The organism is Williamsia sp., assembly GCF_016462415.1.
GTDB lineage: Bacteria > Actinomycetota > Actinomycetes > Mycobacteriales > Mycobacteriaceae > Williamsia_A.
The window spans coordinates 1-21,083 of the sequence record NZ_JAEMTF010000058.1; the positions used below are offsets into that span (position 1 = coordinate 1).

General features: G+C 69.0%; 18 protein-coding genes. 17 read left to right on the forward strand and 1 reads right to left on the reverse strand.

Features of this window, described 5'->3' with window-relative positions:
* Positions 1–113 precede the first annotated feature (113 nt).
* Positions 114–1,970, reverse strand: a complete 1,857-nt coding sequence (locus JHC79_RS14665; RefSeq protein ID WP_296392035.1) for an NAD(P)/FAD-dependent oxidoreductase — start codon at positions 1,968–1,970, stop codon at positions 114–116.
* A gap of 160 nt (positions 1,971–2,130) precedes the next feature.
* Between JHC79_RS14665 and JHC79_RS14670 the strand changes: the two genes are divergently transcribed.
* The 17 genes from JHC79_RS14670 to der form a co-directional block, all read left to right on the forward strand.
* Positions 2,131–3,423 carry a helix-turn-helix domain-containing protein gene (locus tag JHC79_RS14670; protein ID WP_296392037.1) on the forward strand — a complete coding sequence of 431 codons (1,293 nt, stop codon included), beginning with the start codon at positions 2,131–2,133 and terminating at the stop codon, positions 3,421–3,423.
* Positions 3,424–3,758: 335 nt separating this feature from the next.
* Positions 3,759–5,801 carry an HAD-IIA family hydrolase gene (locus JHC79_RS14675; RefSeq protein ID WP_296392040.1) on the forward strand — a complete coding sequence of 681 codons (2,043 nt, stop codon included), beginning with the start codon at positions 3,759–3,761 and terminating at the stop codon, positions 5,799–5,801.
* Positions 5,798–6,070: a hypothetical protein gene (locus JHC79_RS14680; protein WP_296392042.1), complete on the forward strand. Its 273-nt coding sequence runs from the start codon at positions 5,798–5,800 to the stop codon at positions 6,068–6,070. The genes JHC79_RS14675 and JHC79_RS14680 overlap by 4 nt, the downstream gene beginning before the upstream one ends.
* 6 nt (positions 6,071–6,076) lie before the next feature.
* A complete protein-coding gene (locus JHC79_RS14685; protein WP_296392044.1) occupies positions 6,077–6,982 on the forward strand; it encodes a TlyA family RNA methyltransferase in 906 nt (301 codons plus the stop codon).
* Between the two features lie 16 nt (positions 6,983–6,998).
* Positions 6,999–7,955 carry an NAD kinase gene (locus tag JHC79_RS14690; protein WP_296392046.1) on the forward strand — a complete coding sequence of 319 codons (957 nt, stop codon included), beginning with the start codon at positions 6,999–7,001 and terminating at the stop codon, positions 7,953–7,955.
* 1 nt (position 7,956) lies between these two features.
* Positions 7,957–9,720 carry a DNA repair protein RecN gene (recN, locus tag JHC79_RS14695; protein ID WP_296392050.1) on the forward strand — a complete coding sequence of 588 codons (1,764 nt, stop codon included), beginning with the start codon at positions 7,957–7,959 and terminating at the stop codon, positions 9,718–9,720.
* A gap of 84 nt (positions 9,721–9,804) precedes the next feature.
* The gene (gene steA, locus JHC79_RS14700; protein ID WP_296392052.1) at positions 9,805–10,992 is read left to right on the forward strand and encodes a putative cytokinetic ring protein SteA; all 1,188 of its coding nucleotides are present in this window, start codon (positions 9,805–9,807) and stop codon (positions 10,990–10,992) included.
* A gap of 3 nt (positions 10,993–10,995) precedes the next feature.
* The gene (locus JHC79_RS14705) at positions 10,996–11,907 is read left to right on the forward strand and encodes a copper transporter (protein ID WP_296392053.1); all 912 of its coding nucleotides are present in this window, start codon (positions 10,996–10,998) and stop codon (positions 11,905–11,907) included.
* A gap of 84 nt (positions 11,908–11,991) precedes the next feature.
* Positions 11,992–13,737, forward strand: a complete 1,746-nt coding sequence (locus tag JHC79_RS14710) for a CTP synthase (RefSeq protein WP_296392055.1) — start codon at positions 11,992–11,994, stop codon at positions 13,735–13,737.
* Positions 13,734–14,396 (forward strand): NUDIX hydrolase, encoded by a 663-nt coding sequence (locus JHC79_RS14715; RefSeq protein WP_296392057.1) that lies wholly within the window; start codon positions 13,734–13,736, stop codon positions 14,394–14,396. The genes JHC79_RS14710 and JHC79_RS14715 overlap by 4 nt, the downstream gene beginning before the upstream one ends.
* Positions 14,393–15,337 (forward strand): site-specific tyrosine recombinase XerD, encoded by a 945-nt coding sequence (gene xerD, locus JHC79_RS14720; RefSeq protein ID WP_296392059.1) that lies wholly within the window; start codon positions 14,393–14,395, stop codon positions 15,335–15,337. Before JHC79_RS14715 ends, xerD begins: the two co-directional genes overlap by 4 nt.
* A gap of 164 nt (positions 15,338–15,501) precedes the next feature.
* A complete protein-coding gene (locus JHC79_RS14725) occupies positions 15,502–16,398 on the forward strand; it encodes a ParA family protein (protein WP_296392078.1) in 897 nt (298 codons plus the stop codon).
* The gene (locus tag JHC79_RS14730) at positions 16,395–17,219 is read left to right on the forward strand and encodes a segregation/condensation protein A (RefSeq protein ID WP_296392062.1); all 825 of its coding nucleotides are present in this window, start codon (positions 16,395–16,397) and stop codon (positions 17,217–17,219) included. Before JHC79_RS14725 ends, JHC79_RS14730 begins: the two co-directional genes overlap by 4 nt.
* Before the next feature lie 11 nt (positions 17,220–17,230).
* A complete protein-coding gene (scpB, locus tag JHC79_RS14735) occupies positions 17,231–17,995 on the forward strand; it encodes an SMC-Scp complex subunit ScpB (RefSeq protein WP_296392064.1) in 765 nt (254 codons plus the stop codon).
* A gap of 31 nt (positions 17,996–18,026) precedes the next feature.
* On the forward strand, positions 18,027–19,004 hold the full coding sequence (locus JHC79_RS14740) for a pseudouridine synthase (protein ID WP_296392066.1): 978 nt from the start codon (positions 18,027–18,029) through the stop codon (positions 19,002–19,004).
* Complete coding sequence (gene cmk / locus JHC79_RS14745; RefSeq protein ID WP_296392068.1) at positions 19,001–19,693, forward strand: (d)CMP kinase; 693 nt, start codon at positions 19,001–19,003, stop codon at positions 19,691–19,693. The genes JHC79_RS14740 and cmk overlap by 4 nt, the downstream gene beginning before the upstream one ends.
* Positions 19,690–21,083: ribosome biogenesis GTPase Der (gene der / locus JHC79_RS14750; RefSeq protein WP_296392070.1), on the forward strand; the 1,394-nt coding region annotated here is incomplete at its 3' end. The genes cmk and der, both read left to right, overlap by 4 nt.

The following is a 21,083-nucleotide window of genomic DNA, read 5'->3' on the forward strand; positions in this document are numbered from 1 at the left end:
ATGGTACTGCACCCTAATCAGTGTGGGAGAGTAGGACACCGCCGAACACAACTTAGAAAATGCCCCCTGACCTCGGTCAGGGGGCATTTTCCATGTCCGGCCTTCGTCTGCTCTCAGCTCAGGTGATGCACGTCTTGCATCCCGTACACCGGCGTCGGCAGTCCCTCGTAGCGCGCCTTGATCTGCAGCGCGAGGTACAGCGAGTAGTGGCGCGACTGGTGCAGGTTGCCACCGTGGAACCACAAATGATCCTGGTGCGTCGGCTTCCACATGTTGCGTTGTTCCCCCTCCCAGGGCCCCGGATCCTTGGTCGTCGCCGAACCCAGGCCCCAACACTTCCCGACCTTGTCGGCGGTCTCCTGGTCGATGAGGTCGGCGACCCAGCCGTTCATGGACCCGTACCCGGTGGCGTAGACGACGACATGGGCCGGCAATTCGGTCCCGTCGGACAAGACCACGGAGTCCTTGGTCAAACGCTCGACCTGACCGCCGACGAGCTTGATCTTCCCGTCCGCGACTAGCTCGGACGCACCGACATCGATGTAGTACCCGGAACCGCGGCGCAGGTACTTCATGAACAGCCCCGATCCGTCGTCTCCGAAGTCGTGCTGGAAGCCGGCCGCCTCGAGACGGTCGTAGAAGTCCTTGTCCTGTTCGGCGATCTGCTGGTACACGGGGATCTGGAACTCGTGCATGATCCGATACGGCAACGAGGCGAACGTCAGGTCCGCCTTCTGGGTGGTCATACCCGACTTCACCGCTCGTTCGGAGTAGAGGTCGCCCAGAGCGATCTCGCACAGCGAGTCCGATTTCACGATGTGGGTCGAGGAGCGCTGAAGCATGGTGACGTCGACGCCGGTCTCGTAGAGCGCCTTGCAGATGTCGTGGGCAGAGTTGTTCGATCCGACGACGACGACCTTCTTGCCGACGAAGTCGTCGGGGCCGGGGTGTTGGCTCGAATGGTGCTGTTCGCCCTCGAACTCATCCATCCCGGGGAACTGTGGGACGTTGGCCTTGCCCGACATGCCGGTCGCCATCACGAGATGTTCCGGATGCAGCTCGACCTTCTCACCGTCACGATCCACGACGACTGTCCAGGTGCCGGTGTCGTCGTCGTAGTGAGCCGATTCCGCGGTGGTCGAGGTCCAGTACGGCACCTCCATCACCTTGGTGTACATCTCGAGCCAGTCCGCGATCTTGTCCTTGGGGGCGAACACCGGCCAGTTCTCCGGGAACGGCAGATAGGGGAGGTGGTCGTACCAGACCGGGTCGTGCAGACACAGCGACTTGTATCGGCCCCGCCATTGGTCACCGGGACGCTGCGCACGGTCGACCACCAGTGCAGGGACGCCGAGCTGGCGCAGTCGTGCGCCCATCACGATCCCGCCCTGCCCGCCGCCGACGATCAGCACGTACGGCTGGATCCCGTAGCCGAGTTCCTTCTCCTCGGCGGCCCGCTGCTCGGCCCACGTCTGGGCATCGGCGTTCGATCCGTGCACCGCACCCTGGATGCGGGTCGCTCCCTGCCGCTCCTCGTGTCCTTTGAGCTCCTGCATCGTGGTCAGCAACGTCCATCCGAGATCCGGCGCGCCGTCCGGGTCGACCCGTAGCCGCAGATGTCCCTTGCCGCGGCTCGCCGACGTCTCGAAGGCGATCCACGCCGAGATCACACCGTCGGCGTACTCGGGCACCTCGGTGGTGTGGAAGCCTGACGGGTCCGTCGTCATCAGGCAGTCGGTCAGCATGTCGGAGATGCCGTCGCGGCCCTCCACGGTGGTGAGGTTCCAGGTGAAGGTCACCAGATCACGCCAGAAGCTGTCGGTGGCGAACATACCGGCCACCCGTTCGATGTCGCGGGTCGACAACGCGGTCTCGAATGCGCCGAGCCAGTCGTCGACGCGCACCTGCGGATCCACCGCCACGGCCGATCCCGACTGCTGCGCAGTCTGCGGTTCGATGGTCTGGGTCATCATCACTCCTTCGTGGACACGGTCGGCCACACAAACCGACCTGTGACCCACAGCACAGCCCCAGGATGCGCGGCGAACAAGAGTTGCAGCGCGTTGCATCGCCGGCATGACGGCGGTTCGATTGCGACCTGCATGTGACCCGGAGCACACTGGACCCACGATGACATCGCCCGCAGCTCCCGAACCCGCAGTGCTACCCGGCGACGACCCGCGCAAGTACGCCGAGATACTGACCGCGGTCTACGACGCGACGATGGCCGGCGACAGGTCCCCTGCACGACCGCGCACCGTGATCGGAGAATCCTGGGACCGGCTCATGTCGCAGGGCATCAGCCCTGACCAACAACCCGACACCGGTACGGGTATGACACCCGGCGACCTCGAGATGCACCGGCACGAATCCGGGCTGAGCGATGTCATGGATGACCTCGCCCGTGGACTCGACACCGTCATCACCGACGGCGACAACATCCTGGTGGTCGCCGACCGCAGCGGGCGCGTGCTGTGGCGTAGCGGGTCGACGCAGGTGCTGAGCAAGGCCGACCGCCTCGGGTTCGTCGAAGGCGCCAACTGGGCGGAGAACTCCGTCGGGACGAACGCCATCGGCACCGCACTGGTGTCGCGGAAGGCTGTGCAGATCTTTTCGGCCGAGCACTACGTGCGCAGCCACCATCCCTGGACGTGCGCTGGAGCACCCATCCATGATCCACGCACCGGGGACGTCATCGGCGCCGTGGACGTGAGCGGGCCGGCGGCGACCATCCATCCGACCACTGTCGCGTTGGTCGACGTGGTCGCCAAACTGGCGGAATCGCATCTGCGCGAGCTGCACCGGCGCACCCTGGACCGCCTGCGCTCGGTGGCCGCACCGATGTTGGCGCGGATGACCGGACCGGCGATGGCGGTCGACGGCCACGGGTGGGTGGCCGCGGTCGACTCGCTGGCCCCGCACACCCGTGTGCTGCTGCCCGACGCTCCGTCGTCCGGGCGGATCTGGGTGCCGGCACTCGGTGCGTGCGATCTCGAGCCCCTCCCCGGCGGATGGCTGGTCCGGGTCTTCGACGACGCATCCGACGAGCAGGGCCGCGTTACCACGCAGATCGGCGTCGACCTGCGCGATCCGATGCGACCCATGCTGCAGGTGGCGGGCCGCGCCGGTGCCTGGTCGCACGAGCCGACACCGCGCCATGCGGAGATCCTTTACCTGCTCGCCACGCACCGGTCCGGTCTGACGGCGCCACAGATGGCCGAATCGTTGTTCGGCGACGACGGCAAGGCCATCACCGTTCGCGCAGAGATGTCACGCCTCCGTCGCCAGCTCGCCGGAATCGTCCTGGGCAACCCCTACCGCTTCCCGGAGGAGGCCCAGGTCGACCTGGCGGTCCCGCTCGACCGCGCCCGGCTGCTCCCGCAGTCCACCGCGCCGGCCATCCGTCGGGCCCGCATCGTCTGACCCGCGCGACCCGTCCCGCGCCGACTCGTGCGTGCCCGCACGATTCGGCCGGTCGGACGACGCCCCGATATGCTGAGCCGACAAACTTCACAGCGTGGATCCGGCTTGCGGATCGTCGAGACCAGAGGACCGCCATGACCGATCGGGACAACCGACCACCCCGTGCACGAAACAGTTCCGACGATCGTGGACAGAGCCGAGGCGCAGCGTCCGATCGGCGCGGCCGCCCCGACCGCGACCGGGATCCGCGCGCAAACCGCGATGCACGTCCCTCACGTGACCGCGACGGACGACCGCCCCGCGATCGGGACCGCGACCAGCGCCGCGGTGGATCCGTGAACCGTCCGCCCGAGCCGCCGCTGCCCGAGAACGTCGTCCCGCAGGATCTCGACCCGGCCGTCCGCCGGGATCTGCTGACCTTGGATCGCACCAACGCCGACACCGTGGCCCGCCACCTGATCATGACCTCCCAGCTGCTCGAGGAGGATCCGGTCCTCGCCCTCGAGCACGCCCGGGCCGCGCGTCAACGCGCCGGCCGCATCGCCGTCGTGCGCGAGACGGCGGGCATCGCCGCCTACAACGCTCAGGAATGGACCGAGGCGTTGTCGGAGCTGCGCGCCGCGCGCCGCATGTCCGGTGGCACCAGCCTGTTGCCGCTGATCGCCGATTGTGAACGCGGACTGGGTCGTCCAGACCGCGCCATCGACGTCGCGCGCAGCGACGAGGGGCGCAGCCTCACCGGCGACGAGGCCATCGAGATGAAGATCGTCGAGTCCGGGGCGCGGATCGACCTCGGCGAGTTCGACAAGGCGGTCGTCACGTTGCAGTCCGCCGGTCTCGACCCCGCGCAGAGCGGAACCGGCCCCGCCCGGCTGTTCTACGCATACGGCACCGCCCTGCAGGCGGCCGGTCGGGACGACGACGCGATCACCTGGTTCATGAACGCCGCCGCGGCCGACCTCGACGACGTGACCGACGCCGAACTGCGATTGACCGAGCTCACCGACCCCGAGCGCTTCGCCGCGGAGATGGCCCAGGAGGAGGCCGAGTTCGCCGAGGTCGCGGCGTCCCCCGAACCGGAACCGAGTCCAGAACCCGTCTCGCCGCCGACACCGGAGACCACGCCCGAGCCCGAGCCGACTCCAGAGCCGGAACCGACGCCGGAGCCCGAGCCCGAGCCGGAACCGACGCCGGAACCGGTGTCCGAGCCCGATCCGACCGCAATCGAGGACACGGTTGCCGCCCCTGTGGTCGCGCCCGAGCCCGAACCCGTCACCGAGACGAATGACACCGCGCCGCAGACGCCGGCCCCAACCGACGAGGACACCGTGAGCGACGCAGCACCCCGGACCGACGGACTGGCCGACGGCTACGACGCCCTGCTGTTCGATCTCGACGGCACGCTGTTCGCCGGTAGCCGCCCGATCGACGGGGCGACCGAGGCGCTGAGTGCGGCCACCCAGCCGATCTACTTCGTCACCAACAACGCCAGCCGCCGCGCACCGGAGGTCGCCGACCATCTCACCGACCTCGGCTTCGACGCCGACGCCGACCAGGTGGTCACCAGCGCACAGACCGCCGCCCGGTTGCTCGCCGAACACCTCGAGCCCGGCTCGCGGGCACTGGTCATCGGCACCGACGGTCTCGCGCAGGAGATCCGGGAGGTGGGGATCGGTGTCACCCGCAGCGCCGACGACCGCCCCGCCGCGGTGGTGCAGGGACATTCGACCGAGACCGGGTGGGCGCAGCTGTCCGAGGCCGTTCTGGCCATCAACGCCGGCGCCCTGTGGATCGCCTGCAACATCGACCCGACGTTGCCGTCCGAGCGCGGATTCATGCTGGGCAACGGATCCATGGTCGCCGCCGTCGCCAACGCGACGGGAAAGACCCCGTTGGTCGCGGGCAAGCCCGCCGCCCCGCTCATGCAGGACGCGCTCGACCGTAGCGGCGCCTCGCATCCGCTGGTGGTCGGCGACCGTCTCGACACCGACATCGCCGGCGCCAACACCATCGGCGCCGACAGCCTGCTCGTGCTCACCGGTGTCGCGACCGTGGCCGACGCGATGTGCGCCGCCCCCGATCACCGCCCGACCCACATCGCACCCGACCTGGCCGCGCTGGGTGCCCCATTGTCGGCCAGCGCGATCGCGTCGGCCCCCGGCTGGACGGTCGACGTGTCCGCGTCGCCGGTCACGGTCGGTTCCGCCGAGGGCGCCGACGCCGATTCCCTGCTGCCCGCACTGCTGCACGCCGCGTGGGAGTCCGAGGACCTCGGCGACCGCGAACCCGGCGACATCGCGTTCACCGCGACCGACGACACCGCCGCCGCGGCACTGCGTCGGTACGGACTGGACTCCGATACCGTTGGGTCTCGATGAACCAACCGATCCCGGGCCCGCGGCCCGGACCGCCGACTCCGTCCGCGGTCGCCGAGCGCGCCGCCATCGATCCGGCGCAGATCCAGCGGGACGTGCGCGAGTACACCGCGCAGGTCGACGAGGTGCGTCGTGCCGCGCAGGACCGGCACGACCTCGGCGGCGACACCGATCCGGGTGTCGACCTGACGACCCTGGACGCACAGGCCGACCTCCTCGAGCGCGCGCACGACGTGCTCACCGCCACCCTGGAGCAGCTCGACCGTGTGTGAGCGGTAGTGGCACCCCGGGCCCGTCTCGACGCCGAGCTCGTCCGCCGCGGTCTGGCGCGCTCGCGTGAGCAGGCCCGTGATCTGATCACCGACGGACAGGTCACGGTCAACGGCGTGCGGGCCTCCAAGCCCGCCACCAACGTCTCGCGCGACACCCCGATCCTGTTGACCGACAACGATACCGAGAAGTGGGCGTCGCGCGGTGCGCACAAGATCATCGGTGCGCTCGACGCGTTCGCCCCCGACGCCTCGGGAGCCGGCGGTGTGCGCGTCGAGGGACGACGGTGCCTCGACGCCGGGGCGTCCACCGGAGGCTTCACCGACGTGTTGTTGCGCCGTGGTGCGTCCCGCGTGGTGGCCGCCGACGTCGGCTACGGCCAACTCGTGTGGCGGTTGCAGTCCGATGACCGTGTCGACGTCCGCGACCGCGTCAACGTCCGCCATCTCACCGCCGACGACATCGGTGGTCCGGTCGAGCTGATCGTGGCCGACCTGTCCTTCATCTCACTGCGACTGGTCCTGCCCGCCTTCGCGCGGTGCATCGCCCCCGGCGGAGATCTGCTGCCGATGGTGAAACCCCAGTTCGAGGTGGGTAAGGAACGTGTCGGCACCGGCGGTGTCGTCCGTGACCCGGCGCTGCGGGCGGGGGCGGTCAGCGCGGTGGCGGCCCGTGCGCAGGCGCTGGGACTGCGCACGATGGGCGTGGTGGCCAGCCCACTGCCGGGTCCGTCGGGAAATGTTGAATACTTCTTGTGGCTGCGTAATGAGGGAACCGTTCCGGTGGTTCCCGACGTAGAAGCAGAGGACACCCTGCTCGGCGGTGTCCCGGACGAGCACGCCGACCGCAGCAGTGAGCTCGACGACGCCACACTGGCTGCGATCACGACAGCAATCGAGAAGGGGCCTCAATGAGCTGCGCGGGTGCACAGTGACACAGGACCGTGAGTTCCTGGTTGTCGCCCACACGGGACGCGAGATCGTCACCGACACCCTGGCCTCGATCGCCCGACACTGCGGCGACGCCGGGATCGGCCTGCGCATCGTCGACCACGACATGCGCGGGGCCCACATCGGATCCGGATCCGGCACGCCCAACATCCATCCCGTCGACCCGGCCGAGCTGCGCAGCATGGGCGCCGACGTCGCGATCACCTCCGGCGACGAGGAATCCGCGGCCGGCTGCGAGGTCGTGATCGTCCTGGGCGGCGACGGGACGTTCCTGCGGGCCGCCGAGCTCGCCTATCCGACCGCCGTTCCGGTGCTCGGGATCAACCTGGGCCGCATCGGGTTCCTGGCCGAGGCCGAGGCCGAGCGGGTCGACGCCGTGATGGAACAGCTCATCTCGGGCGACTACCGCGTCGAGGACCGCATGACCCTCGACATCGTGATCACCCACGACGGCACCGTGCTCGACCGCAGCTGGGCGCTCAACGAGGCCAGCATCCAGAACCCCCGCAGTCAGGGCGTCCTCGAGATGGTGGCCGAGGTCGACGGGCGACCGGTCGCGGCGTTCGGCGCCGACGGCATGCTCATCTCGACCCCCACCGGCTCGACCGCCTACGCGTTCTCGGCGGGCGGTCCGGTGATGTGGCCCGACCTCGAGGCGATCCTCGTCGTCCCCTCCAACGCGCACGCCTTGTTCACCCGCCCCCTGGTGACAAGTCCGAATTCCGTCATCGCCATCGAGGTGGAACGGTCGGGGCAGCATGCCATAGTCGCGTGCGACGGACGTCGGACGCTGCAGGTGCCTGCGGGGGCTCGCGTCGAGGCGGTCCGTGGAAAGCAACCGGTGCGGTGGGTCCGGATCGATTCCGATCCGTTCGCCGACCGGTTGGTGACGAAATTCGATCTTCCCGTCACCGGGTGGCGGGGTAGGCAGGTGTGACGTGCTCGAAGAGATAGCGATCAGCGGGCTCGGTGTCATCGAGGACGCCGCTGCGGAGTTCCACGACGGCTTCACCGTGCTGACCGGGGAGACCGGTGCGGGCAAGACGATGGTCGTCACCAGCCTGCACCTGCTGTCGGGGGTGCGTGGCGACGGCGACCGGGTGCGTGCGGGGACCGACCGCGCCATGGTCGAGGGACGTTTCCGACTCGACCCGTCCGACACCCAGGTGGCCGAGATCCTCGATTCCGCCGGTGCGCAACGCGACGACGACGACACGGTCATCGCCGCACGCTCGGTCGGCTCCGACGGCCGCTCACGCGCACACCTCGGTGGCCGCTCGGTGCCGGTCGGTGTTCTCGGACAGTTCACCACCAGCCTTCTCACCATCCACGGCCAGAACGACCAACTGCGGCTGCTCAAACCCGAACACCAGCGCGATGCCCTCGACCGGTTCGGCGGCAAGCCCGTCGCGAAGGCGTTCGCCGAGTACAGCCGCGCACGCGAGGCGTGGACCCAGGCCGTCGACCAGCTCGAGCTGCGCCGCGCGAACTCGCGGCAGTTGGCCCAGGAGGCCGACCGGCTGCGTTACGCGCTCGACGAGATCGGTGCCGTCGACCCGACTCCCGGCGAGGACGCCGAGCTCGCGGCCACGGTCAACCGACTCGGCGATCTCGAGGCGGTCCGTTCGGTCGCCGCAGGCGCGCACGTGGCCCTCACCGGACAGGCCGACATGGCCGACACCGACACCGACGCGGGGTCGGCGCTCGATTCCCTCGGCCAGGTCCGCAACCTGCTGGAGACGACGTCGGAACCCACGCTGCGTGAGCTCCGCCCGCGGGTCGAGGAGGCGCTGTCCCTCGTCGGCGACATCGGCGAGGAACTCGGATCGTTCCTCAACGGTCTGCCCGCCGACGCCTCGGAGCTGGAGAAGGTCCTCGCACGTCAGGCCGAACTGAAGAACCTGATCCGCAAGTACGCCCCCGACATCGACGGCGTCATCGCCTGGCGCGACGACGCGACACGCCGACTCGCCGAGATCGACGACTCCTCGGTGTCGATCGAGGCACTCGAGGTCGCGGCGGCCGAGGCCACCGACGCGCTGGTCACCGCGGCGACCGCGCTCACCGCGGCGCGCACGAAGGCGGCCGGGTCGCTGGCCACGAAGGTGACCAAGGAACTCGCCGGGCTGGCCATGAAGGACGCGAAGCTCGGTGTCGCCGTCGTGCCGGACGAGTCGGGGGAGTCGGACCCGCGCAGCCTGCTCGTCGACGGCGCGCGCTTGCACGCCGGATCCGGCGGGGTCGATCGCGTCGAGTTCACCCTCGCCGCCCACTCGGGTGCGGTACCGCTGGCCATCACCAAGTCGGCGTCCGGCGGTGAGCTGTCGCGCGTGATGCTCGCCCTCGAGGTGGTGTTGGCCGGGCCCGGTGGGGGATCGACCATGGTGTTCGACGAGGTCGACGCCGGTGTCGGTGGTCGGGCCGCGGTCGAGATCGGCAAGCGACTCGCCGCACTGGCCCGCAGCCATCAGGTCATCGTCGTCACGCACCTCCCGCAGGTGGCGGCGTTCGCCGACAACCACCTGCTCATCGGCAAGAGCACGCGGGCGAGTGCGGTCACCAGCTCGGTGACCACCCTCGACCACGACGGCCGGATCGCCGAGTTGGCTCGGATGTTGGCCGGATTGGGCGACTCCGACACCGGTCGCGCGCACGCCGAGGAACTGCTCGCCACCGCGGAGAGCGAGAAGGCGACCGCGTAACTGGTGTTGCTCGTGTGACAAAAGTGGCAAATGTTACGGCGCGCCTCCATGGTGGTCGGCGTTGCCGGAGCAATCATGAGCGGCATGAAGATGCCAGCGTTGCTGTCCCGCACCGACGACACCCTGCCTGGATTCAGCGGAATCGCCAGGGTCGACAAGAACACCACCCGGTTGCTCGAGCGGGTGGGGCACGGGGACATCGTGATCCTCGACGAGCTCGATCTCGACCGGGTCATCGCCGACCGTCTGGTCGAGGCCGACGTCACCGCGGTGATCAACGCGTCGCCGTCGATCTCGGGTCGTTACCCGAATCTCGGCCCTGAGGTGTTGGTCGCGTCGGGCATCACCCTGATCGACGACGCCGGGCCGGAGGTCTTCCGCCGAATCAAGGACGGCGCCAAGATCCGCATCGACGACGGCGAGGTCTACGTCGGCCACAACCGGCTGGCGCGCGGCACCGAGATCGGCGAGCGCGAGGTCGCCTCGATGATGATCGAGGCCAAGTCCGGTCTGGTCGATCACCTGGAGGCCTTCTCCGGCAACACGATCGAGTTCATCCGCAGCGAGTCGCCGCTGCTGATCGACGGTGTCGGTGTGCCCGAGGTCGAGGTCGCGTTGAAGAACCGCCACGTCGTGGTCGTCGCCGACGGGCCCGAGCACGAGATCGACCTGAAGAAGCTCAAGCCGTTCATCAAGGAGTACGCGCCGGTCATGATCGGTGTCGACGGCGGTGCGGACGCGTTGATGCGCGCCGGCTACCGGCCCGACCTGATCGTCGGCGACCCCGAGGGCATCCGCGCAGCGACGCTCAAATGCGGTGCGCAGGTGGTCCTCCCGGCCGACCCGGACGGCCACGCCACCGGACTCGAGCGGATCCAGGACCTCGGTGTCGGTGCGATGACCTTCCCGGCCGCCGGTTCGGCGTCCGACCTCGCGCTGCTGCTCGCCGACTTCCACGGCGCCTCGCTGATCGTCACCGTCGGCACGTCGGCCACCCTCGACGATTTCTTCGATCGCAGCCGCCGAGAGAGCAACCCGTCGACCTTCCTGACCCGCCTGAAGGTCGGACCCAAGCTGGTGGACGCGAAAGCCGTTGCCACGCTGTACCGCAGCCGCGTGTCGGGTGCCGCCATCGCACTGCTCATCCTCGCCGCGTTGGCCGCGGTCATCGTCGCGGTGGTCGCCTCGAACACCGGTGGCGAGATCGTGGACTGGATCCTGGCCGAATGGGATCGGGTCTACTCGTGGGCCAGGGACGTCTGGAACCGATAGCACGTGATCTCTCTTCGCCAACACGCGATCTCGCTGATTGCGGTGTTCCTCGCGCTCGCCGTGGGCCTCGCCCTCGGATCGGGCTTCCTCGGTGACCGTGTCGGGTCGTCGGACGACGACTCGACGGTGTCCGGCCTGCGTTCGGAGAAGGACGCTCTCAGCGGTCAGGTGAACGCTGCCGATGCGTTCAACACCGCGGTGGCGCCGCGACTCCTCGACGGGTTGCTGGCCAACCGGTCGGTGCTGCTGGTCACCGTTCCCGGCGCGAGCGAGGGCGACATCGCCGGCGTGAAGCAGGTGCTCAACCAGTCCGGCGCACGATTCGCCGGTCAGGTGGGGCTCACCGACGCACTCATCGGCGACGGGTCGGCGGAGAAACTGACCAGCATCGTCGACCAGAGCATCCCCGCCGGCACGACGCTGCGACCCGAACTCACCGACTCCGGTGGCCGCGTCGGCGATCTGCTCGGCGCGCTGTTGCAGCGCAAGGGTGACGCCGCGCCGGCGTCGGACGCCGACATCGGGTCCGGACTCGCCGCACTGCGACAGGGCGGTTTCGTCACCTACGTCGACAACGCCGTGGGACCGGCACAACTCGCGGTGGTCATGACCGGCGACAAGTTCGCCGACGACGCCGGTGCCCGCGGGCAGGTCGTCGCGCGGTTCGCCACCGCGCTCGGCGCTCGCGGATCGGGCGCGGTTCTGGCCGGTCGGACGGGGTCGGCCGAAGGTGGCTCGCCCATAGCGGTGCTCCGCTCGGACGCCTCGCTGTCGCGCGGTGTGTCCTCGGTCGACGACGTCGAGGCCAGCACGGGACGCATCGTCACGGCCCTCGCACTGGCCAACGCGGCGCGTGGTCGGGTCGGCGCATTCGGCACCGGTCCCGGCGCGAGCGCGATCGCACCGACCACCTGACGCCTGAACACCCGCAGAGGTGTTACGGTTGAATCCCGTAGGCGAGCAGGTCATAGGACCTGCTCCGGCCAATCGGGAGAAGCCTTGCGACCACTGCGTCATGCTCATTCGGGCACCAAACACATCTTTGTCACCGGCGGCGTCGCGTCGTCGCTCGGCAAGGGACTCACGGCTTCCAGCCTCGGACAGCTGCTGACCTCTCGCGGTCTGCGGGTGACCATGCAGAAGCTCGACCCCTACCTCAACGTGGATCCGGGAACGATGAACCCGTTCCAACACGGTGAGGTCTTCGTCACCGAGGACGGCGCCGAGACCGACCTCGACGTCGGCCATTACGAACGGTTCCTCGACCGGAATCTCTCGCAATCGGCGAATGTGACCACCGGACAGGTGTATTCGACCGTCATCGCCAAGGAACGTCGTGGCGAGTACCTCGGTGACACCGTCCAGGTCATCCCGCACATCACCGACGAGATCAAGAACCGCATCCTCGCGATGCGTTCGCCGGACGCCGAGGGCAACGAGCCGGATCTGGTGATCACCGAGATCGGCGGCACCGTCGGCGACATCGAGTCGCAGCCGTTCATCGAGGCGGCGCGTCAGATCCGCCACGACGTCGGCCGCGACAACGTCTTCTTCCTCCACGTGTCGCTGGTCCCGTACCTCGCGCCCTCGGGCGAGCTGAAGACCAAGCCGACCCAGCACTCGGTGGCCGCGCTGCGCAACATCGGCATCCAACCCGACGCGCTGATCCTGCGGTGCGACCGTGATGTCCCGGAACCGCTGAAGAACAAGATCGCGCTGATGTGCGACGTCGACATCGAGGGCGTCATCTCCACCCCGGACGCGCCGTCGATCTACGACATCCCCAAGGTGCTGCACAACGAGCAGCTCGACACCTACGTCGTCCGCAAGCTCGGCCTGCCCTTCCGCGACGTGGACTGGACCGTGTGGGGCGAACTCCTCAAGCGGGTCCACGAGCCGCGTGAGTCGGTGACCGTCGCGCTGGTGGGCAAGTACGTCGACCTGCCCGACGCGTATCTGTCGGTCACCGAGGCGATCCGGGCCGGCGGGTTCGCCGCACGGGCCAAGGTCGAGATCCGGTGGGTCCAGTCCGACGAGTGCGCCACCGACTCCGGTGCGCAGAAGCATCTCGGCGACGTCGACGCGATCCTCATCCCCGGTGGCTTCGGCATCCGCGGCATCGAGGGCAAGGTCGGCGCCGTGCGCTACGCCCGCCGTCGCGGCATCCCGCTGCTCGGACTCTGCCTGGGTCTGCAGTGCATCGTCATCGAGGCCGCCCGCGCGGCGGGACTCGACGACGCCAGTTCGGCCGAGTTCGACCCGGAGACCCCGTACCCGGTGATCTCGACCATGGCCGATCAGGAACTCGCGGTCGCCGGCGAGGCCGACCTGGGTGGCACCATGCGTCTGGGCGCGTATCCCGCTGTGCTGCAGCGCGGTTCGATCGTCGCAGGAGCCTACGGTTCCACCGAGGTCTCCGAGCGGCATCGTCACCGCTACGAGGTCAACAACACCTACCGCGAGCAGATCGCGAGCACCGGCCTGGTGTTCTCCGGTACCTCGCCGGACGGCCACCTGGTCGAGTTCGTGGAGTACCCCAAGGAAATCCACCCGTTCCTGGTGGCGACGCAGGCGCATCCCGAGCTCAAGAGCAGGCCGACCCGCCCGCACCCGCTGTTCATCGCCTTCGTCGCCGCGGCGTTGCGCTACAAGGCCGCCGAGCGACTCGAGGTCGATGTCCACGGCGACGAGCGCGTGACGACCACACCCGTGGCCGAGCCCGACGCCACCGAGGCCGGCGTGTGAGCGCATCCGACGACACCACCGGTCGCCACGAGTTCGCGGTGACGGACTCTCGGACGATCTACGACGGCGCGATCCTGGCGCTGCGGGTCGACGAGGTCACCATGCCCGGTGATGGCTCGGCCAAGCGTGAGGTCGTCGAGCACCACGGCGCGGTGGCCATCGTGGCGCTCAACGACGACGGGGCCATCGCCACCGTCACCCAGTACCGGCACCCGGTCGGGCGCCGACTCCGCGAACTGCCTGCGGGGCTGATGGATTCCGGCGGCAACGAGTCACCAGTGCAGGCCGCCCGGCGTGAGCTCGTCGAGGAGGTCGGCGTCGAGGCCGACACCTGGGCGACCCTCGTCGACGTCGCCACCTCGCCCGGGTTCACCGACGAGGCGCTGCGCGTGTTCCGCGCGACCGACCTCCACGACGTCGACCGCCCCGAGGCCCACGACGAAGAGGCCGACATGGCCATCGACTGGATCCCCCTCGACGACGCGGTCGCGATGGTGTTCTCCGGCGAGATCGTCAACGTCACCAGTGTCGCCGGGATCCTGGCCCTGGCCCACACCGAGCGCACCGGCGCGGACCTGCGCGGGCCCGACTCGGACTGGGTCGACCAGCCCACGGCCCTCGATCAGCGACACGCGCGCCGGGACTCCGGCGGCGCGTGACGTCGGGCGCAGGCGGGGAGCTCGAGAGCCAGATCCACCGGTATCTCGACCATCTCGCGGTCGAACGGGGGGCGGCGAAGAACACGCTCAGTTCCTACGGCCGCGACCTGACCCGGTACCAGGGCTACCTGGTGTCCCGGTCGATCACCGACCTCGCCGAGGTGACCGAGGAGGACGTCCGCGAGTTCCTCGTCGCCCTGCGGCGCGGCGATCCCGATCGGGATGAGACGCCCCTGGCCGACAGTTCGGTCGCGCGCACCCTGGTCGCGACCCGCGGATTGCACAAGTTCGCCCTCGCCGAGGGGATGACGACCACCGACCCGGCCCACGCCGTCCGGCCCCCGAAGCCGGCCCGTCGGCTGCCGAAGTCACTCGCGATCGACGAGGTCGTCGCGATCCTCGAGGCCTCCGGTGGCAGCGGCCCGTCGGAGACACCGCGCAGCCTGCGCGATCGTGCGCTCATGGAGCTGCTCTACAGCTGCGGCGCGCGGATCTCCGAGGCGGTCTCGCTCGACATCGAGGACTTCGTCGCCGAGAGCGGCGCGATCCTGCTGCGCGGCAAGGGCGGCAAGGAGCGGATGGTGCCCGTGGGCGGGCCGGCGATCGCGGCGATCGAGGCCTACCTCGTCCGCGGCCGACCGGCACTGGTGTCGAAGTTCAACCCCGCGATGTTCCTCAACTCCCGGGGTGGTCGGCTGTCGCGGCAGAGCGCCTGGCAGGTGCTCGTCGACTCGGCCGGACGCGCCGGTCTCGACAAGTCGGTGTCGCCACACACGCTGCGCCACAGCTTCGCCACCCACTTGCTCGACGGTGGGGCCGACGTCCGCGTCGTGCAGGAGTTGCTGGGACACGCCTCGGTGACCACCACGCAGGTGTACACGCTGGTCACGGTGTCGGCGATGCGTGAGGTGTACGCCACCGCGCATCCCCGTGCCCGCTGACGGCGATGCGTCACGGCATCGTGGCGCCGACGCACTAGGCTGATCTGCATTCCATCCCCACCACATCCGACGGGAGCATCGAGGACGTGAGCGCACCGCAGCCACCGGTTCCGGGTGCCCCCGTTCGCGAAAGCAATCCGCATGACGCCCAGTACAGCCTGACCATCGACACCCCGTCGCGTGGTCCGGCCGAGTCGGACGTCTCGTCCGCCGACGCCGAGGGCCTGGGCCCGACGGGTCGGCAGACGCGTGAGGTGCCGGAGCCGACACCGGTGGACAAGCACGGCCCGGCCATCGTCATCGCCGTCTGCAACCAGAAGGGCGGCGTCGGCAAGACCACGTCGACGATCAACCTCGGCGCCGCGCTCGCCGAGTACGGCCGGCGGGTGCTGCTCGTCGACCTCGATCCGCAGGGAGCGCTGTCGGCCGGTCTGGGTGTGCCGCACCACGAGCTCGAGCTGACCGTGCACAACGTGCTGGTCCCGCCGCAGGTGTCGGTGGACGAGGTGCTGCACTCGACGCGGGTTGACGGACTGGACCTGCTGCCGAGCAACATCGACCTCTCGGCCGCCGAGATCCAGCTCGTCAACGAGGTCGGCCGCGAACACACCCTGGCCCGCGCACTGCACCCGATCCTCGACCGCTACGACTACGTGTTGATCGATTGCCAGCCGTCGCTGGGACTGCTCACCGTCAACGCCCTCGCGTGCGCCGACACCGTGTTGATCCCGATGGAGTCGGAGTACTTCGCGCTGCGTGGGCTGGCCCTGCTCAACGACACCATCGACAAGGTGCGCGACCGACTCAACCCGCGCCTGCACCTCGGCGGCATCCTCATGACCATGTTCGACTCCCGCACGCTGCACTCGCGTGAGGTGATGAACCGGGTGGTCGAGGTGTTCGGCGACGCGGTCTACGACACCGTCATCGCACGCACCGTGCGTTTCCCGGAGACCAGTGTCGCCGGGGAGCCGATCACGTCGTGGGCGCCGAAATCCGGTGGTGCCAAGGCGTATCGGGCGCTGGCGCGTGAGGTGTTGTACCGCACCGGCACGTCGTGACCGAGAGCGACACCGTCGAGCAGACCGCGCCGGTCGGCTTCCAGGTCAACCTCACCAACTTCGAGGGTCCGTTCGATCTGCTGCTCGAGCTGATCAGCAACCGCCGTCTCGATGTCACCGAGGTAGCGCTCCACCTGGTCACCGACGACTTCATCGCCTACACCCGCAACCTCACCGACGACGTCAGCCTCGATCAGACGACCGAGTTCCTGGTGGTCGCCGCGACGCTGCTCGACCTCAAGGCCGCACGACTCCTGCCCGCGGGCGAGGTCGAGGACGCCGACGACCTCGCGCTGCTCGAGGCGCGGGACCTGTTGTTCGCCCGCCTGCTGCAGTACCGCGCCTACAAGCAGGTGGCCGCCCTGTTCGCCGAGCTGGAAGCCGCCGCGCTGCAACGGTATCCGCGGGCGGTGTCGCTGGAGCCGCGCTACGAGCAGCTGCTGCCCGAGGTGACACTGGGTGTCGACGCCTGGCAGTTCGCGCAGGTCGCCGCGGCCGCGATGACACCCAAGCCGGTCCCGCGCGTCGGCCTGGCGCACCTGCACGACGTGGACGCGGTGTCGGTGCCCGAGCAGGTCATCCGCGTCACCGAGCTCCTGCGGATCGCGGGCGCGGGCCACTGGGTCGACTTCGGCACGCTGGCGTCGGAGTGCGCGAACGGTCTCGAGGTCGTCGCCCGCTTCCTGGCGTTGCTCGACCTGTTCCGGCAACGCGCCGTGGAATTCGAGCAGAGCGAGGCACTCGGGACACTGCACGTGATGTGGAGCGGTGAGCGCGAGACCGAGGAGATCAGCGTGACCAGCGTGGAGGACTACGGGTGACCGGCAGCGGGATGACTGACAGCGACACGAACGGGGAGCCGAGCGGACCCGACGAGAGTTCCGACACAGCGTCCGACGGGCTGTTCGACGAGCCCGAACGCGCCGTCGACCCGTCCGAGGAGCTCGTCGACCCGCTCGACGACGACGAACTGCGCTCGGCGCTCGAGGCGGTGTTGCTGGTGGTGGACTCGCCGGTGACCACCGAGCAGCTGGCGTCGGCGACGGGGGAGCCGGCCGTGCGGATCGACGCGGCGCTGCGCGCGATGGACGCCGAGCTCAGCGCCCGGTCGAGCGGCATCGACCTGCGCTTCGCAGGCGACGGATGGCGGTTCTACACCCGCAACGACTACGCCCCCTACGTGGAGAAACTGCTGCTCGACGGGGCGCGATCGAAGCTGACCCGCGCCGCGCTCGAGACCCTCTCGGTGGTGGCCTACCGGCAACCGGTCAGCCGCACCCGGGTCAGCGCCGTGCGCGGCGTCAACGTCGACGGGGTCATGCGCACGTTGCTGGCCCGTGGGCTGATCACCGAGGCAGGAACCGACCCGGAAACCGGCGGGACGCTGTACGCGACCACCGAGTTGTTCCTCGAGCGGCTCGGTCTCGCGTCGCTGTCGGAACTCCCGGATCTGGCGCCGCTGCTGCCCGATGTCGACGTCATCGACGAGATCGGCGACGAGATCATCAGCGATCCGCGATTCGCCAAGATGGGCTCCCACGCGTCAGACTCGGGGGCATCGGAAATTTCTGCGGCCACCGCGGAGTTGGACGACTGAACTCAAAAACCTGAATAGAACTGGATACACCATGGCACCCGCTAGCCGAGACGGCAGACCGGATCGCAGCAAGAACGCTGCATCGAACACGAACAAGAAGAGCGCTGAGAAGAGTGGGCGACCCGCCCCCGGATCGCGCGTCGGACCCAAGCGCACGCATCGCAAGGGCTCCTCGAGCCCCAGCGTCGCGCGCGGTGAGGCCCGCATCAACAACGCGAAACCCGCCCGTTTCCAGAACGTCGACCCCGTCGACGGCGAGGGCGCGAACTACGTCGCCGACGGCGTCCGCCTGCAGAAGGTTCTCGCGCAGGCCGGAGTTGCCTCGCGACGCGGCGCCGAGGAACTGATCGCCGCAGGACGTGTCGACGTCGACGGCGAGATTGTCACCGAACAGGGCATGCGCATCGATCCTGCGACCGCGGTCGTCCGCGTCGACGGCGCGCGCGTCGTCATGGACGAGGACATGCAGTACCTCGTGCTCAACAAGCCCAAGGGCTGGCAGTCCACCATGGCCGACGACCAGGGCCGCCCCTGTGTCGGCGACATCGTGGCCGAGCGGGTCATGTCCGGACAGCGCCTGTTCCACGTCGGACGTCTCGACGCCGACACCGAGGGCCTGCTGCTGCTGACCAACGACGGCGAGCTCGCGCACCGCCTGATGCACCCGTCCTACGAGATCCCCAAGACCTACCTCGCGACCGTCAAGGGCGTCGTCCCCCGCGGTCTCGGCCGCACCCTCAAGGCGGGCATCGAGCTCGACGACGGCCCCGCCGAGGTCGACGGGTTCAGCGTGCTGGAGATCAACGACGGCCAGACCCTGGTGAAACTCGTCCTGCACGAAGGCCGTAAGCGCATCGTGCGCCGCATGATGGACTCCGTCGGCTTCCCGGTGTTGGGTCTCGTGCGTACAGAGATCGGCACCGTGAACCTCGGTAACCAGCGCCCCGGCAGCCTCCGGGTGTTGGGCCGCAAGGAGATCGGCGAGCTCTACAAGGCGGTGGGGATGTGAGCGGGACACCCACCACCACGATCATCACCATCGATGGGCCCGCGGGCACCGGCAAGTCGAGCGTCTCGCGACGCCTGGCCGACCGGGTCGGAGCGCGCTACCTCGACACCGGTGCGATGTACCGCGTCGCCACCCTGGCCGCACTGCGCGCCGGCGCGGATGTCGCTGTGGAACAACAGATCATCGATGCCGTCGCCGACGTCGCGATGACGCTGAGCAACGACCCGTCGTCGCACGCGGTTACCCTCGCCGGTGAGGACGTCTCCGACGAGATCCGCACCGACGCGGTCACACAGGCCGTGTCGGCCGTGTCCGCGGTCAAGGCAGTGCGCGAGAAGATGGTCGCGCTGCAGCGTGAGCTCGTCGCCGGTGAGTTCGCGGTCGTCGAAGGCCGCGACATCGGAACGGTCGTCTTCCCCGACGCCACCCTCAAGATCTATCTGACCGCCACCGCCGAAGCGCGCGCCCAGCGTCGCCACGACCAGAACCTCGCGCAGGGTCGCACCAGTGACCTCGCCCAGGTGTTGGCCGACGTGCAGCGCCGCGACCATCTCGACTCGACGCGCGAGCACTCGCCGCTGCGTCCGGCCGACGACGCCGTTCAGGTGGACACCAGCAACCTCGACATCGACCAGGTCATCGACCGACTGGCCGAACTGTCGAACCAGCGAATCGGAGTGTTGTCATGACCGAACCCACCGACATCGATCTCGGTGTCGTCGACGGCGTCTGGTCGGACGAGGGCGACTGGCAGGTCGTCGACCCCGACGGCGACGGGGTCGAGGGCTTCGCGGTCCCGATGCCGACCGTCGCGATCGTCGGACGGCCCAACGTCGGCAAGTCCACGCTCGTCAACCGCATCCTGGGCCGCCGCGAGGCCGTCGTCGAGGACATCCCCGGCGTCACCCGCGACCGCGTCTCCTACTCGGCCAACTGGTCGGGTCGGCGATTCCTGGTGCAGGACACCGGCGGCTGGGAGCCCGACGCCAAGGGCATGCAGCAGTCGATCGCCAAGCAGGCCGAACACGCCATGAAGACCGCGGACGCCGTGGTTCTCGTCGTCGATGCAACCGTCGGAGCCACCAGCACCGACGAGGCCGTCGCGAAGGTACTGCGTCGGTCGAAGACCCCGGTCCTGCTCGCGGCCAACAAGGTCGACGACGAGCGGGTCGAGTCGGAGGCGGCCGCGTTGTGGTCGCTCGGTCTCGGTCAGCCGTGGTCGGTGTCGGCTGCGCACGGTCGGGGAGCGGGCGACCTGCTCGACGCGATCCTCGAGATCCTGCCGGAGACGCCGCGGGAGAGCGACGTCTACGGCGGACCGCGCCGCGTCGCCCTGGTCGGCAAGCCCAACGTCGGCAAGAGCTCGCTGCTCAACAAGCTGACCGACTCCGACCGTGCGGTCGTCGACAACGTCGCCGGCACCACCGTCGACCCGGTCGACGAGCTCGTCGAACTCGGCGGACGGTTGTGGAACTTCGTCGACACCGCCGGCCTGCGCAAGCGCGTCAACACCGCCAGCGGCCACGAGTACTACGCCTCGCTGCGCACCCGGGCCGCCATCGACGCCTCTGAGGTCGTCGTACTGCTGATCGACGCGTCCGAGCCCATCACCGAGCAAGATCAGCGCGTGCTGACGTCGGTGATCGAGGCCGGCCGCGCGTTGGTCATCGCGTTCAACAAGTGGGACCTCGTCGACGAGGACCGTCGTGAGCGTCTCGACAAGGAGATCGACCGCGACCTGTCCCGGGTGCCGTGGGCGCGTCGGGTGAACATCTCCGCGGCCACCGGTAGGTCGGTGCAGAAGCTGGTGCCCGCGCTCGACGGTGCGCTGGAGTCGTGGGACAAGCGGATCTCCACCGGTCAGCTCAACGGCTGGCTCAAGGACATCATCGCCGCGACGCCGCCACCGGTGCGTGGTGGCCGTCAGCCCCGCGTCATGTTCGCGACCCAGGCCGCAACGCGTCCGCCGACGTTCGTGCTGTTTACCACGGGTTTCCTCGAGGCCGGCTACCGCCGCTTCCTCGAGCGCAAGCTGCGTGAACAGTTCGGGTTCGACGGGTCGCCGGTGCGGATCAACGT